The organism is Micromonospora sp. NPDC005257 (assembly GCF_042872445.1).
In the GTDB taxonomy this organism is placed as follows: domain Bacteria; phylum Actinomycetota; class Actinomycetes; order Mycobacteriales; family Micromonosporaceae; genus Micromonospora.
Genome location: NZ_JBIAKL010000017.1, coordinates 80,396 through 94,265, shown reverse-complemented (window position 1 = coordinate 94,265; position 13,870 = coordinate 80,396). Strand labels below are relative to the sequence as shown.

Genomic DNA, 13,870 nt, shown 5'->3' with positions numbered 1-13,870 from the left:
GGCCTCCTACCGGATGGACGTGGACGAGCTCGCCCGCTGGATCGCCAGCCGCGGCTACAGCTCCTGACCGAACGACATGACGAAGGGCCCGACCCGCTACGGGGAGTCGGGCCCTTCGGCGTATCCGGGTCAGCCGCCGGAGTCGTCCAGCTCGGCGCCGTCCGGCGGGGTGTCGTCGTCGCGGCTGGCCAGCCAGCCGTCGGGCAGGAACACCTTGCCCGGGGAGTTGGTGCGGCCGCGCGGCTGGCCGAGGTTCTCCACCGGGAACGGTACGGCCGGGTCGAGCTTGCCGAGCAGGTCGTCGAGCTGCGCCAGGCTCTCGATCATGGCGAGCGAGCGGCGCAGCTCGCTGCCGATCGGGAAGCCCTTCAGGTACCAGGCGACGTGCTTGCGGAAATCGGTGCAGCCGTCCCGCTCGCCCCGGGCCGGGTTCCGGGCGCCCGCCACGAACTGCTCCACCAGCAGTTCGGCGTGCCGGCGCATGGTCACCGCCACCTCGCCGAGGCTGGGCAGCCGCCGCTCGTTGCTCCCGTGGAACGCGGCCTCCAGGTCGGCGAACAGCCACGGCCGGCCCAGGCAGCCCCGCCCGATCACCACGCCGTCCACGCCGGTGTGCGCGACCATCCGCAGCGCGTCGTCGGCCTCCCAGATGTCGCCGTTGCCGAGCACCGGCACGTCGAGCGCCGACTTGAGCGTGGCGATCGCGTCCCAGTCGGCGGTGCCGGAGTAGCGCTGCGCGGCCGTACGCCCGTGCAGGGCGACCGCCGCGACGCCCGCGTCCTGGGCCGCCAGCCCCGCCTCGACGTACGTCAGATGGTCGTCGTCGATGCCCTTGCGCATCTTGACGGTGACCGGCACCCCGGCGGGTGACGCGGCGTCCACGGCGGCCTTGACCAGCCGGGCGAACAGCCGGCGGCGCCACGGCAGGGCGGAGCCGCCGCCACGGCGGGTCACCTTGGGCACCGGGCAGCCGAAGTTGAGGTCGATGTGGTCGGCCAGGTCGCGCTCGACCACGATCCGCACGGCGGCGGCGGTGATCTCCGGGTCGGTGCCGTAGAGCTGGAGGCTGCGGGGCTGCTCCTCGGCGCCGAAGGCGATCATGCGCAGCGTCTTCGGATTCCGCTCGACCAGCGCCCGGGTGGTGATCATCTCGCAGACGTAGATGCCGCCGCCCTGCTCACGGCAGAGCCGGCGGAAGCCGACGTTGGTGATCCCGGCCATCGGCGCGAGCACCACCGGCGGCCACACCCGGTGCGGGCCGATGGTCAACGCGGGCAGGGTCGCAGCGGTCACCTGACCAGTGTAGGGAGGGGTTCCCGGGTATCGACGCCTACCGGGCCGCCACCCGCTGCGGCGCGGGTGACGGCGTGGTCCCGGGCTCCCCCGCCGGCATGATCAGCAGCAGCGCGAGGACGCCCAGCCCGCCCGCGACGGCGCCGACGAACTGCACGACGCCGTAGCCGACCCCGGCGGCGAGCAGCGTGAGGAAGACCGCCACGGAGATCGCCCCGGCCACGTGGGTGGTCGACTCGAACACCGCCGAGGCCGTTCCCTGGTCGCTCGGCGGCGCGTCGCCGACACACACCCGGGTCAGCCCGACGTAGATCGGACCGGCGCTGAGCCCCCAGGCGACCAGGACGGCCGTGACGAGGATCAGCGGACCGCCCGCGTTGACCGCCACCAGTGCGAGCGTGACCGCGCACAGGGCCAGCGCCACCGCGACGACCCGCCGCGCGCCGAACCTGCGGATCAGCGCGCCTGCCGGAGCGGCGCTGACCAGCGCGCCGAGCAGCACCGGGGCCAGCACCAGCCCGGCGCCCGCCGGGGACAGGCCGTGGACCTCCTGGAGGTAGAGACTGCCCACGACCACCACCACCGCGTACGCGGCCGAGTGGGCGGCGAAGGCGAGGCAACCGGCGACCAGCGGGCGCGACCGGAGCAGGGACGGCCGGACCAGCGGGTCGGCCACCCGCCGCTCGACGCGCACCAGCAGGAACAGCAGCACCAGGGAACCGGCGACCGCGCCGAGCGCGACCGGGTCCGGACCCGACTCGGCGATCCGGTTGGCGCCGAAGATCAGCGCGAGCAGCATGCCGGTGGCGAGGACCGCCCCGGCGAGGTCCAGCCGCTGCCGGCCGCCCGGGTCGGGTCGGCTCGCCGGCAGCAGCAGCCGGGCCGCCACCATCGCCACCAGTCCGACCGGCACGGTGGCCAGGAAGACCCAGCGCCAGCCGAGGTGTGACGTGATCAGGCCGCCGACGATCGCCCCGGCCAGACCGGCCGTGTTCGCGGCGGCGGCGACGACCGCGAACACCCGGCTGCGCCACGGCTCGTCGGGGAAGTACGTGGCCGCCGACGCCAGGGTCGCCGGGATGGCGAGGGCCGCGCCGGCGCCCTGCAACACCCGGCCGAGCAGCAGCAGGGGCAGCGCGGTCGCCAGCCCGGCCAGAGCCGAGCCGAGAGTGGCCAGCGCGAGGCTGACGACGATCAGCCGGCGTCGCCCCCACAGGTCGCAGAGCCGGCCCCCGAGCAGCAGCAGGCCGCCGATGCTCAGCGAGTACAGCGTCACGACCCACTGGAGGCGGCCCGGGTCGAGGTGGAACTCGGCACCGATGCGCGGCAGCGCGGTGGCCACCGCCAGGCTGTCGAACAACACCAGGAACATGGCGCTGGCCAGGACCAGGGCGGTGGGCCACCGATGCGCCACCACCGCGGGCGCCGGCGTGGCGGACGGTCCGGTGGTTGCCTGCCGCATCTCGCCCCCCTCCGCTGCCGGTGAGGGATCTCCTACCCCGGCGCTCCCGCCGGATAACGGCACCCGGCTCGCGGGATTCAGACACGTCGACCCGTCGTCCGGCCCGGTGGACACGGAGAAGGGCGCCGTCGGCGACGGCGCCCTTCTCGGTGAGACGTCAGCAGCCGGGCAGGCGCTCGATCAGGTAGCGCTCGACCTGGTCCAGCGAGACGCGCTCCTGGGCCATGGTGTCCCGGTTCCGGACCGTGACGGCGTTGTCGTCGAGCGTGTCGAAGTCGACCGTGACGCAGAACGGCGTGCCGATCTCGTCCTGCCGGCGGTAGCGGCGGCCGATCGCCTGCGAGTCGTCGAACTCGACCACCCAGCGCTTGCGCAGGTCGGCGGCGAGCTGCTTGGCCTTCGGCGACAGCGCCTCGTTGCGCGACAGCGGCAGCACCGCGACCTTGACCGGGGCCAGCCGCGGGTCGAAGCGCATGACCGTGCGCTTGTCCACGCCGCCCTTGGTGTTCGGCGCCTCGTCCTCGTCGTACGCCTCGAGCAGGAACGCCAGCACCGCGCGGGTGAGGCCGGCGGCCGGCTCGATCACGTACGGCATCCAGCGCTCGCCCTTGCCCTGGTCGAAGTACGACAGGTCGACGCCGGAGTGCTTGCTGTGCGTGGACAGGTCGAAGTCGGTGCGGTTGGCGATGCCCTCCAGCTCGGCGAAGTCGGTGCCGCCGAACTGGAACCGGTACTCGATGTCGACGGTGCGCTTCGAGTAGTGGGAGAGCTTCTCCTTGGGGTGCTCGTAGAAGCGCAGGTTCTCCTCGGACAGGCCCAGGTCGAGGTACCAGTTCCAGCGCTCGGAGAGCCAGTACTCGTGCCACTGCTCGTCGGTGCCCGGCTCGACGAAGAACTCCATCTCCATCTGCTCGAACTCGCGGGTCCGGAAGATGAAGTTGCCGGGGGTGATCTCGTTGCGGAACGACTTGCCGGTCTGCGCGATGCCGAACGGCGGCTTCTTGCGGGCGACCGTCTCCACGTTCTTGTAGTTGACGAAGATGCCCTGGGCGGTCTCCGGGCGCAGGTAGTGCATGCCCTCGTCGCTCTCCACCGGGCCCAGGAACGTCTTCATCAGGCCGTTGAACATCTTCGGCTCGGTGAAGGTGCCCTTGTTGCCGCAGTTGGGGCAGTTCAGCTCCGTCAGCGAGGTCAGCGGCTTGCCGTGCTTGGCCTCGTACGCCTCTTCCAGGTGGTCGGCGCGGAACCGCTTGTGGCAGGACTGGCACTCGGTCAGCGGGTCGACGAACTCGGCGATGTGGCCGCTGGCCTCCCAGACCTTGCGGGCCAGGATGACCGCCGAGTCGAGGCCGACGACGTCGTCACGCTGCTGCACCATGGTCCGCCACCACTGCCGGCGGACGTTCTCCTTCAGCTCGACGCCGAGCGGACCGTAGTCCCACGCCGACCGGGTGCCCCCGTAGATCTCGCTTGAGGGGAAGACGAAGCCTCGGCGCTTGGCGAGGCTGGTGACGGCGTCGATACGGTCGGCTGGCATGTTTCCTCCTACGCCGGCTGGCGGTCGGCGCGGTTGAGATGGATGGAACCGGGCTGTTCGGGACAACGGTACGACCGTGTCCGTCCCGAGCCCAGCAGAATACCGGGGGCCGGTCAGCCCACCCCGCAGACCTCCACGCCGCCCGTCTGCTGGTCCGGCGCCAGTGTCACGGTCTGCGCCTCCCGCCGGCCCCCGGCGAGCGTGACGTCCACCGGCACGGTGAGCGTGGCGAGGTCGACCTCGCCCACCCGGTAGCCGGAGATCTGCGGCTCGGCGGCCACCCGCCGCTCGAACTCGCGCCGGGGCTCGCGCTTCCGGATGTCCTCGCAGAGCGTGTCGTACGCCTTGGACCATTCCCGGGCCACGAGCGCCTGGTAGTAGTCGTTCGTGACCGCCCGGCCCTGCTCGCCGATAGCCTGGACGTTGCTCACCGCCAGACCGACCACCGCCGCGCCGCCTCCACCGCAGCAGATCAGCACTGCCAGCGCGCCCGCGCCGAGACCCAGCCAGAGCCGGGTCCGTCCGCCCTCGGTGGGCGGGGCGGCGAACGGCGGCGCGACGCCGGGCCCCTGCGGCGGCGCGGGCACCCCGTGGTCCGCCGGCGGCGCGGGCGGAACTGCTGGCGGGGGTGGCGCGGCCGGTCCGGGAGCGGTCATACGCGCCAGGGTAGTGCCCCGGCACTCAGCGGTACGGACCTGCGGCACGATCGCTGGCGACGACGACGATCTCACCCTCGGGGGCAGCGCTGGCGAGCGTCTCGTACGCCGACGGCTCGTCCGCCGACCGGGCGAGCAACGGCACGGCGGTGACCTTGACGTCGAAGCCGCCCAGCGCCCGCCGGTACGCCCCGACCGACTCCCACTCGGTGATCAGAACCCAGTGGTCCGGGTCGTCGAGCGCCCGCAGCAGCTCGCCGCGCAGGTAGCCGGGGCGGGCGGCGAGCGCGGCCAGCGCGGCGTGCGCCGCACGGGTGAACTCGTCCACCGTTTCGGCTTCCACCACGAAGCGGTTGGTGACCAGCACGGGGTTCCTCCTCGTAGAGTTTGTGGCATGCAGCGTACGCAGAGTCCCGTCCTGTCCCGGTTGGCACGGCTCAACCCGACGGCGGTGTTCCTGGCCGCGCTGGCCGTGGTGCTTGTCGGCCTCTTCGCACCCGGCCCGGCGGGCGGCGTCCTGCTGCTGGTGCTGGCCGGCGGGCTGGTCTGGCTGATGTCGGTCACCTGGCCGGTGCAGGCCGCGGCGACCCGGCTGCTCCGGCTGGTGATGCTCACCCTGTTGATCGCGGTGGCGCTGGCGAAGCTCATGGTCGGCTGACTCGGAAGCCGAGCTGACCTGCACTGACATGCAATCATGCGTTTTTGACAATAGTTTTCGTTGTCGCGGACAGTTGAGCCCATGACCGTTCGCGCACCTCGCCGTACCCTGATCGCCGCCGCCACCGCCCTGCTCGCCGCCGCCGGCCTGACGGCCTGCGCGGACGGCACGGGCGGCGCGAGCGAGCCGGGCAGGGTGGGCGTGGTGGCCGCGTTCTACCCGCTCCAGTTCCTCGCCGAGCGGATCGGCGGCGACACGGCCGCGGTCAGCAACCTGACCAAGCCCGGCGCCGAGCCGCACGACCTGGAACTCAACCCACGGCAGGTCGGCCAGATCGTCGACGCCGACGTGGTCGTCTACCTCAGCGGCTTCCAGGCGGCGGTGGACGAGGCCGTGGAGCAGAACGGCGGTGACCGCGCGTTCGACGTGGCGGGCGTGACGCCGCTGCGGGACGCCGCCGCCGGTGGGCACGACCACGACCACGAGGGCGAGGACGGGCACGCCGGCGAGGGCGGCGGCAGGGACCCGCACGTCTGGCTCGACCCGACCCGGCTGGCCACCATCGGCGACAAGCTCGCCGAGCGCCTCGGCAGGGCCGACCCGGACCACGCCGCCGACTACACCGCCCGCGCCGGCGCGCTGCGCACCGAGCTGACGAAGCTGGACACCGAGTACGCCGACGGCCTGCGCACCTGCCAGCGCCGCGAGGTGGTGACCAGCCACGCCGCGTTCGGCTACCTGACCGAGCGCTACGGGCTGGAGCAGATCGGCATCAGCGGGCTCACCCCGGAGACCGAGCCGTCCCCGCAGCGGCTCACCGAGGTCGCGAAGGAGGCCCGGGAGCACCAGGCCGGGACGATCTTCTTCGAGAGCCGGGTCAGCCCGAAGGTCGCCGAGACCATCGCGCGCGAGGTCGGGGCGAAGACCGCGATGCTGGACCCGCTGGAGGGCCCGCCCGCCGAGGGCGACTACCTCTCCGCGATGCGCGCCAACCTGCAGACCCTGCGAACCGCCCTGGACTGCTCATGACCCCACCCGTGATCGAGATCGCGCACGCCACGGTCGGCTACGACGGCCGCCCGGTGCTTCGTGACGTCTCGTTGACAGTGACCGCCGGAGAGGTGGTCGCCGTGCTCGGCGCCAACGGCTCCGGCAAGTCGACGCTCGTGCGCGCCGCGCTCGGCCTGGTGCCGGTCGGTGCCGGGTCGGTCGCCCTCTTCGGCACGCCGCGGCGCCGCTTCCGGCAGTGGCACCGCATCGGGTACGTGCCGCAGCGGCCCGGCGCGGGCAGCGGAGTGCCCGCGACGGTGCGCGAGGTGGTGGCGTCCGGGCGGCTGGCCCGCCGGGGCGTCCTGCGGCCCGCCGGGCGCGCGGACCGGGAGGCGGTGACGGCGGCGCTGGACGCGGTCGGGCTCGCCGACCGGGCCGGTGACCCGGTGTCCACGCTCTCCGGCGGCCAGCAGCAGCGCACCCTGATCGCCCGGGCACTGGCCGGCGGGCCGGAGCTGCTGGTGCTCGACGAGCCGACCGCCGGGGTGGACGCGGCCAGCCAGGAGGCGTTCGCCGAGGCGCTGCGCGGATTCCGCGACGGCGGCGGCACGGTGCTGCTGGTCGCGCACGAGCTGGGCCCGCTGCGCCCGCTGATCAGCCGGGCCGTGGTGGTGCACCAGGGCGGCATCGCGCACGACGGCGCGGTGCCGGAACCGGCCGGTCACCACGCCGACCCGGACCACGAGCACGTGCACCCGCACTGCGACGAGGAGCCCGCCCGGCTCTGGACAGGCATCTGAGATGGATCTCTTCCAGTACGACTTCATGCTCCGCGCCCTGGCCGGCGCGTTGATCATCGGGCTGGCCGCCCCGGCGCTCGGCATCTACCTGGTGCAGCGCCGGCTGGCGTTGATCGGCGACGGGCTCGGGCACGTGGCGCTCACCGGCGTCGGCGCGGGACTGCTGCTCAACCACTCCCCCGTGCTGGTGGCGGTGATCGCGGCGACGCTCGGCGCGGTGGTGATCGAGCTGGTCCGCGCGTACGGGCGCACCTCCGGTGACCTCGCGCTGGCGTTGCTGTTCTACGGCGGCATCGCCGGCGGCGTGATGCTGGTCGGGCTCTCCGACGCCAGCAGCGGGTCGCTCAACGCGTACCTGTTCGGGTCGCTGACCACCACCTCCCGGAGCGACCTGGTCACCATCTGCGTGCTCGGCGCGGTCCTGCTGGTGACCATGCTGGTGCTGCGCCCGGCGCTGTTCGCGGTCTGCCACGACGAGGAGTACGCGCGCGTGTCCGGTCTGCCGGTGCGGACGCTGAACCTGGTCATCGCGGTCGGCACCGCGGTCACCGTGACCATCGCCATGCGGGCGGTCGGAGTGCTGCTGATCAGCGCGCTGATGGTCGTGCCGGTGGCCACAGCGCAGCAGGTGACCCGGGGCTTCCGGTCCACCATGACGGCGGCCATGGCGCTGGGCCTGTTCGCCGCCGGCACCGGGGTCTGGGTGGCGGCGACCGCCAACACCGCGCCCGGCGCGTCGGTGGTGCTCGTGGCGATCGGCTCGTTCCTGCTGGTCGCGCTCGCCGCGGCCGGTCTGCGGGCGCTGCGGCGGCGGGTCCGGGCCGACCGGTCCACGCCGCCGCCCGAGCCGGCCGAGCACGAGGTGCTGCTGGGATGAGGCCCTGCCCGTCGGCGCAGCCGGTGTTGGTTACCGTTACAGGGTGACCGGCACGAACGGGTACGACGCCTTCGAGGGTGCGGGTGACCTGCTGCGCGCGCTCTCGGCCCCGATCCGGCTCGCGATCGTCAGCGAGCTGGCCGCGGGCGAGCGCTGCGTGCACGAGCTGGTCGAGAAGCTCGGCGCCCCGCAGCCGCTGGTCTCCCAGCACCTGCGGGTGCTGCGCGGCGCGGGCGTGGTGCGCGGGTCGCGGCGCGGCCGGGAGATCGCGTACGCGCTTGTCGACGACCATGTCGCGCACATCGTGGCGGACGCGGTCAGTCACGCCGGCGAAGGGTCGCACTGAGCGGGAAATCGGCCAGGTGCCGACACGCCCGCGCCGTGGGACGCTGTCCGGCGTGAAGATCTACGCCGACCGTTTTCCCACCGCCGTCCGCCAGTTCCTCACCGACCTGCTCGTTGTCTTCTGGGTGTACGCGGCGATCCGCTTCGCGTTGTGGCTGCACGACGTGGTCGAGAAGCTCGCCGTACCCGGGCAGAAGCTGGAGGGGGCCGGTGGTGGACTCGCCGACAACCTGGCCGACGTCGGCGGCAAGGTCGGCCGGGTGCCGATCGTCGGCGACGAGCTGACCGCGCCGTTCACCCGGGCCGCCGACGCCGCCCGCACGGTCGCCGAGGCCGGCCGCGACCAGCAGGAGCTGGTCGGGCAGCTCGCGCTCGGGCTGACCATCGCGGTGCTGGTGTTCCCGCTCGGCCTGGTGCTGTTCGGCTGGCTGCCACTGCGTCTGCGCTGGATGCGACGGGCCGGCGCGGCGAAGGCCCTGGCCGGCGTCCCGGCCGGCCGGGACCTGCTGGCGCTGCGCGCGCTGGCCGGTCAGCCGCTGTCGAAGCTGACCCGGATCGCGCCCGACGTCGCCGAGGCGTGGCGGCGCGGTGACGACGCGACTGTCGACGCGCTCGCCGCGCTGGAGCTGCGCGAACTGGGGCTGCGCGGCGGCCGGTGAGGTGTGCCGCCCGGTCCGCGCGGGCCCGGCGTCCGCACCCGGCGGCCGACCGGGTGGCACGGCCGCCGGGCGGTTCGGTCAGCCGGTGGGCGGGATGCGGCGGCGGACGTCCTCGGCAGCCGACGGGCCGGGTTCCCAGCGGGCCACCCAGGGCAGGTCGGCCGGCGGGGTGACGACGCCGTCCTCCAGCGAGGCGTACCGGCCGGCGACGATGCGCTTGGCGGCGGCCACGTCGACCGAGTCGGTGTTCGACCACAGGCCGGTGAACAGCTCGTCGACGCGCAGCCGCGCCTGCCGGCAGAACAGGTCGGCCAGCTCGACGTTCTCCGGGTGCGCGTCGCGCTCGGCGTAGGCCCGGACGCAGACCGCGCTCATCGCGAACAGCTCCGCGCCGATGTCCACCACCCGACCGAGGAACGCCTGCTTGCGCTCCATCTTTCCCTGCCAGCGGGACATCGCGTAGAACGTCGACCGAGCCAGCTTGCGGGAGGTCCGCTCGACGTGGCGCAGGTGCCCGGCCAGCGGCCCGTACTCCTGGTACGCCCCGGGCGTCTGCCCCTTGCCGACGGCCAGCGTGGGCAGCCACTTCGCGTAGAAGGCGCCGGCCCGCGCGCCCGCCTTGGCCTTGCGGCCCAGGCCGGCGTCGGGATCGATGATGTCGCCCGCCACCGACAGGTGCGCGTCGACCGCCTCGCGGGCGATCAGCAGGTGCATGATCTCGGTAGAGCCCTCGAAGATCCGGTTGATCCGCAGGTCGCGCAGGAGCTGCTCGACGGCGGCCGCCCGTTCCCCCCGGGCGGCCAGCGAGTCGGCCGTCTCGTAGCCGCGGCCGCCGCGGATCTGGATCAGCTCGTCGGCGATCCGCCAGGCCATCTCGCTGGCGTAGAGCTTGACCAGCGCCGCCTCGATCCGGATGTCGTTGCGGTCGTCGTCGGCGAGCATGCAGGACAGGTCGAGCATCGACTCCATGCCGTACGTGGTGGCGGCGATGAAGGAGAGCTTCTTCGCCACCGCCTCGTGCTCGCCCACCGGGCGGCCCCACTGGACCCGGTCCGCCGCCCACTCCCGGGCCACGTTGAGCGCCCACTTGCCGGCGCCCACGCACATGGCCGGCAGCGAGAGCCGGCCGGTGTTCAACGTGGTCAGCGCGATCTTGAGGCCCTTGCCCTCGCCGCCGATCACGTTCTCCTTGGGCACGAACACGTCGTGGAACCGGGTGAGGCTGTTCTCCAGGCCGCGCAGCCCGACGAAGGAGTTGCGCCGTTCCACAGTGATGCCGTCGCTGTCGCCCTCGACCACGAACGCGGTGATGCCGGCGCGCCGCCCCTCGCCGGCAGGCACCCGGGCCACCACCACGAGCAGGGTGGCGAGCGTGCCGTTCGTAGCCCAGAGCTTCACCCCGTTGAGCCGGTAGCCGGTGCCGTCCGCCGTCGGCTCGGCGGTGGTGGCGAGCCGGGCCGGGTCGGAGCCGACGTCCGGCTCGGTGAGCAGGAACGCGGAGACCTCACCGGCGGCGAGCCGGGGCAGGAACCGTTCCTTCTGCTCGGGCGTGCCGAACATCTTCAGCGGCTGTGGCACGCCGATCGACTGGTGTGCGGAGAGCAGCGCGCTGACCGCCGGGTTCACCGAGCCGACGAGCATCAGCGCCCGGCAGTAGTGCAGATTGCTCAGCCCGAGCCCGCCATGCTTGCGGTCGATCTTCATGCCGAACGCGCCGAGCCCGGCCAGGCCGTGGAACACCTCGTCGGGGATGTGCGCGTCCCGCTCGATCGCCGCACCGTCCACCTCGGACGTCAGGTACGCGCGCAGCGCGCCGAGGAACTCGTCCGCGCGGGCCACGTCCGCCGGGTCAGGGCGGGGCCACGGGTCGATCAGGTCGAGCCGGAACCGGCCGAGGAACAGCTCCTTGCCGAAGCTGGGCCGGTCCCACGCCGACTCGCGGGCTGCCTCGGCGACCTGGCGGGCCTCCTTCTCGGAGACCCGGCCCGCTTCGCTGGGCAGCGGCCCCGCGCCGTCGGGTGACTCGGGCCGGCTGTTCTCTGTCGTGGTCACGGCTGCCTCCTCGTCGGTCCGGCTGCGTCGACGCGTTCGACGAAACGACGCTACCCCCGGGTGTTACCCAGGGGTAGCGCTGTGTGCACGTCCGATTTGGCGGGACGGTCAGTCCGTGAGCGACTGCGGGCTGTCGTCCTCGTCGTCGATGTCGTCGTCACCCCAGTTGCGCCGGCTGAACGGCAGGACGGCCCAGAAGAGCAGGAACCACAGGCCGGTGAGCGCGCTGAGCAGGAACGCGATCGGCCGGTCCAGCACGAAGTCGGTGACCAGCAGGACCGAGCTGACCATCGCGATCAGCATGAAGAACAGGCCGCCGGTGGCCATCCGGTGGGCGAACCGGACCAGCTCCGGCTTACGCCCCTGCCGGAACAGTGCCCGGTGGAACGCGACCGGGGAGATGATCATCGCGGCGGACGCGGCGGCGGTCAGCAGCGCCAGGATGTAGATGTCGCGCTGGAACTCGGTGGTCCGGCCGAACCCGTTGCTGAACGGCAACGTCAGCAGGAAGGCGAAGAGGATCTGCACACCGGTCTGCGCGACCCGCAGCTCCTGCAACAGGTCGGCGAAGTTGCGCTGCCAGCGCTGCTTCTCGGATTCCTTCGACACTCGCGGACCTCCCCGGGAGACGGCACGGCCGGCGGATGAACACCCACCGGCAGCACCGCCTGTGCCCCGTCCGGATGATCACGAAACCGGCTCAGGAACCCCGGCGGATCCGGCCCGCGTACCGGGCTTCCAACTCGGCGTTGTGCTCGTCGCCGCCGGTGATGTTCGCGGACAGGTAGACCGGCGGGCGCTGCCCCGCCGCTACCAGCCGGGCCACCACCTCGGCGACGATCTGCTGGGCGAGCAGCGCGGCGGTGATCGAGGAGACCGCGCCGACCGCGCCGCCACCGGGTAACGGCAACGTAGCGTCGCCGTACGGGGCGCCGTTGTCAAGCACCACGTCGGCGAATTCGGCCAGCTTGCGGCCGGACGGGTGCCGCGAGGTCATCCGGGCCGAGTGCTGCGCCGAGGTGATCGCCACCAGGCCGTGCCCGCGCTCCTTCACGATGGACGCGAACTCGACCATCGCCCCGTTCACGCCGGAGTTCGAGGCCAGCACGAACACGTCCTGCGGCCGGATCGGCGCCAGCTCGTAGAGGCGGTGCGCCACCGCCGGGTCGCGTTCCAGCTTCGGCCCGAGCACGTCGGCCGGGTCGCCGCCGACCAGCACCAGGTCACGCAACGCGATCCGGTTGGTGGGCACCAGGCCGCCGGCCCGCCCGGCGATCTCCATGGCCAGCGCCTCGGAGTGCCCGGTGCCGAACGCGTGCACCACACCGTCGGCGCCCAGCGCCGCCGCGATCAGGTCGGCCGCGGCGGCCACGTTGCCCCGCTGCTCGGCGGCGACCCGGCCGATCGTCTCGGTCACCACCGCCAGGTAAGCCTCGGCGCTCACCGTCATGCCGCCTCCGTTCCTCGGCACCGGGCGAGGATCGCCTCGGCCAGCGGGCCGGGCGCCTCGTCCGGAATCCAGTGGCTGACGCCGGGCAGCGTCACGAAGCGGTAGTCGCCGGTGACGTGCGCGGCGCAGGCCTGCGCGGCCGTCCGGCCGATCGCCACGTCCTTGTCGCTCCAGACGAACGTGGTGGGTACCCCGACCGGGGCGACCGCCTTCATGTCCGTCCCGGTCATCGCGCGGTACCAGTTCAGCGCCGCCGTCAACGCCCCCGGCTCGCGCATCGGCTCGGCGTACCGGGCCACCGCGGCGGCGTCGCCCACCCCGCCGAGCATCTTGCGCAGCACTGCGGCGTTCCACGCCAGCAGCACCTTCTCCGCCGTACCGGGCTTGCGGAACAACGTGATGTAGGCGGACTTGGCCTTCTGCCGCGCGTCGGTGGCGAGCGCGTGCCCCATCGCGACCGGGTGCGGCACCGACACCGCGGTGAGCGTCCGCACCCGCTCCGGGCGCGCCGCCGCCAGGCCCCAGGCGACGATCGCGCCCCAGTCGTGGCCGACCAGGTGCGCGCGGCTCACCCCGAGCACGTCGAGCACCGCCGCCGCGTCGGCCACCAGCTCCGGAATCCGGTACGCCCCGACGCCGGCCGGACGGGCGCCGGGCGAGTAGCCGCGCTGGTCGAGCGCGTACGTGCGCAGCCCGGCGGCGTGCAGCGCGGGCGTGACCGCGTCCCACTCGCCCGAGTGCTGCGGGAAGCCGTGCAGCAACAGGACCGGGTCGCCGTCCTCGGGGCCGCCGGCGCGTACCTCGAACGTCAGTCCTCGCGCATCCACCAGCATGATCGCCACCATACCGACACTCGTCCTGCTGGGCCGGGGCCCGTCGTCGGTGCTAGCGTCTGCGACGAGACAACTTCACATCCGACAGGGGAGCGCACAGCGCTGAGAGTGCGGGCCGGTGCCCGCAGACCCTCGAACCTGATCTGGGTAATGCCAGCGCAGGGAGTTCGGTCGACCTCCAGCCGCGTCGCCGTCCGGTGACCACCGGGCGCGGCGTGCGTCTTCTCCTGGTTCACCTCGACGAACTGGGAGCCAACC

At 73.1% G+C, this 13,870-nt stretch carries 15 protein-coding genes and 1 riboswitch; of the genes, 6 read left to right on the top strand and 9 right to left on the bottom strand.

What is annotated here, in order from left to right; genetic code table 11:
• Nucleotides 1-129: 129 nt before the first annotated feature.
• The 5 genes from dusB to ACFYO8_RS27885 all read right to left on the bottom strand — a co-directional run bounded on the left by dusB (nt 130) and on the right by ACFYO8_RS27885 (nt 5,315).
• The gene (gene dusB / locus ACFYO8_RS27905; RefSeq protein WP_354873784.1) at nt 130-1,293 is read right to left on the bottom strand and encodes a tRNA dihydrouridine synthase DusB; all 1,164 of its coding nucleotides are present in this window, start codon (nt 1,291-1,293) and stop codon (nt 130-132) included.
• Between the two features lie 37 nt (nt 1,294-1,330).
• The gene (locus ACFYO8_RS27900) at nt 1,331-2,755 is read right to left on the bottom strand and encodes an MFS transporter (protein WP_354873786.1); all 1,425 of its coding nucleotides are present in this window, start codon (nt 2,753-2,755) and stop codon (nt 1,331-1,333) included.
• 157 nt (nt 2,756-2,912) lie between these two features.
• The gene (locus ACFYO8_RS27895) at nt 2,913-4,292 is read right to left on the bottom strand and encodes a glycine--tRNA ligase (RefSeq protein ID WP_354873788.1); all 1,380 of its coding nucleotides are present in this window, start codon (nt 4,290-4,292) and stop codon (nt 2,913-2,915) included.
• A 113-nt stretch (nt 4,293-4,405) separates the two neighbouring features.
• Nucleotides 4,406-4,879, bottom strand: a complete 474-nt coding sequence (locus ACFYO8_RS27890) for a hypothetical protein (RefSeq protein ID WP_354873930.1) — start codon at nt 4,877-4,879, stop codon at nt 4,406-4,408.
• Nucleotides 4,880-4,973: 94 nt separating this feature from the next.
• The gene (locus ACFYO8_RS27885) at nt 4,974-5,315 is read right to left on the bottom strand and encodes an antibiotic biosynthesis monooxygenase family protein (protein ID WP_354873790.1); all 342 of its coding nucleotides are present in this window, start codon (nt 5,313-5,315) and stop codon (nt 4,974-4,976) included.
• A gap of 27 nt (nt 5,316-5,342) precedes the next feature.
• Here ACFYO8_RS27885 and ACFYO8_RS27880 point away from each other — a divergent pair, with 27 nt between their 5' ends.
• From ACFYO8_RS27880 to ACFYO8_RS27855, 6 genes are all read left to right on the top strand, one after another.
• Complete coding sequence (locus ACFYO8_RS27880; protein ID WP_354873791.1) at nt 5,343-5,606, top strand: DUF6703 family protein; 264 nt, start codon at nt 5,343-5,345, stop codon at nt 5,604-5,606.
• Nucleotides 5,607-5,687: 81 nt separating this feature from the next.
• Nucleotides 5,688-6,635, top strand: coding sequence for a metal ABC transporter substrate-binding protein (locus tag ACFYO8_RS27875; protein ID WP_354873792.1), 948 nt, complete (start codon nt 5,688-5,690; stop codon nt 6,633-6,635).
• Nucleotides 6,632-7,396, top strand: a complete 765-nt coding sequence (locus tag ACFYO8_RS27870; RefSeq protein WP_354873793.1) for a metal ABC transporter ATP-binding protein — start codon at nt 6,632-6,634, stop codon at nt 7,394-7,396. The genes ACFYO8_RS27875 and ACFYO8_RS27870 overlap by 4 nt, the downstream gene beginning before the upstream one ends.
• A 1-nt stretch (nt 7,397) precedes the next feature.
• Nucleotides 7,398-8,273 carry a metal ABC transporter permease gene (locus ACFYO8_RS27865; RefSeq protein ID WP_354873795.1) on the top strand — a complete coding sequence of 292 codons (876 nt, stop codon included), beginning with the start codon at nt 7,398-7,400 and terminating at the stop codon, nt 8,271-8,273.
• Between the two features lie 43 nt (nt 8,274-8,316).
• Complete coding sequence (locus ACFYO8_RS27860) at nt 8,317-8,619, top strand: metalloregulator ArsR/SmtB family transcription factor (RefSeq protein ID WP_216928710.1); 303 nt, start codon at nt 8,317-8,319, stop codon at nt 8,617-8,619.
• Between the two features lie 52 nt (nt 8,620-8,671).
• On the top strand, nt 8,672-9,277 hold the full coding sequence (locus ACFYO8_RS27855; RefSeq protein WP_354873797.1) for a hypothetical protein: 606 nt from the start codon (nt 8,672-8,674) through the stop codon (nt 9,275-9,277).
• A 78-nt stretch (nt 9,278-9,355) separates the two neighbouring features.
• Here ACFYO8_RS27855 and ACFYO8_RS27850 read toward each other — a convergent pair whose 3' ends face one another.
• The 4 genes from ACFYO8_RS27850 to ACFYO8_RS27835 form a co-directional block, all read right to left on the bottom strand.
• Nucleotides 9,356-11,329: an acyl-CoA dehydrogenase family protein gene (locus ACFYO8_RS27850; RefSeq protein WP_387257745.1), complete on the bottom strand. Its 1,974-nt coding sequence runs from the start codon at nt 11,327-11,329 to the stop codon at nt 9,356-9,358.
• 108 nt (nt 11,330-11,437) lie between these two features.
• The gene (locus tag ACFYO8_RS27845) at nt 11,438-11,938 is read right to left on the bottom strand and encodes a DUF6328 family protein (protein ID WP_354873801.1); all 501 of its coding nucleotides are present in this window, start codon (nt 11,936-11,938) and stop codon (nt 11,438-11,440) included.
• Nucleotides 11,939-12,029: 91 nt separating this feature from the next.
• Entirely contained in the window at nt 12,030-12,779 is a 750-nt protein-coding gene (locus ACFYO8_RS27840; protein ID WP_354873803.1) for an SIS domain-containing protein, read from the bottom strand.
• Nucleotides 12,776-13,612 (bottom strand): alpha/beta hydrolase, encoded by an 837-nt coding sequence (locus tag ACFYO8_RS27835; RefSeq protein WP_354873805.1) that lies wholly within the window; start codon nt 13,610-13,612, stop codon nt 12,776-12,778. Before ACFYO8_RS27835 ends, ACFYO8_RS27840 begins: the two co-directional genes overlap by 4 nt.
• A gap of 76 nt (nt 13,613-13,688) precedes the next feature.
• Nucleotides 13,689-13,795: riboswitch (TPP riboswitch) on the top strand.
• Nucleotides 13,796-13,870: the final 75 nt, after the last annotated feature.

Excerpts from the sequence above, each read along its gene's own strand:
- ACFYO8_RS27875 (WP_354873792.1), top strand. The coding sequence starts at position 5,688 with ATGACCGTTCGCGCACCTCGCCGTACCCTGATCGCCGCCGCCACCGCC.
- ACFYO8_RS27870 (WP_354873793.1), top strand. The coding sequence starts at position 6,632 with ATGACCCCACCCGTGATCGAGATCGCGCACGCCACGGTCGGCTACGAC.
- ACFYO8_RS27900 (WP_354873786.1), bottom strand. The coding sequence starts at position 2,755 with ATGCGGCAGGCAACCACCGGACCGTCCGCCACGCCGGCGCCCGCGGTG.
- ACFYO8_RS27840 (WP_354873803.1), bottom strand. The coding sequence starts at position 12,779 with ATGACGGTGAGCGCCGAGGCTTACCTGGCGGTGGTGACCGAGACGATC.
- ACFYO8_RS27880 (WP_354873791.1), top strand. The coding sequence starts at position 5,343 with ATGCAGCGTACGCAGAGTCCCGTCCTGTCCCGGTTGGCACGGCTCAAC.
- ACFYO8_RS27835 (WP_354873805.1), bottom strand. The coding sequence starts at position 13,612 with ATGCTGGTGGATGCGCGAGGACTGACGTTCGAGGTACGCGCCGGCGGC.
- ACFYO8_RS27895 (WP_354873788.1), bottom strand. The coding sequence starts at position 4,292 with ATGCCAGCCGACCGTATCGACGCCGTCACCAGCCTCGCCAAGCGCCGA.
- ACFYO8_RS27865 (WP_354873795.1), top strand. The coding sequence starts at position 7,398 with ATGGATCTCTTCCAGTACGACTTCATGCTCCGCGCCCTGGCCGGCGCG.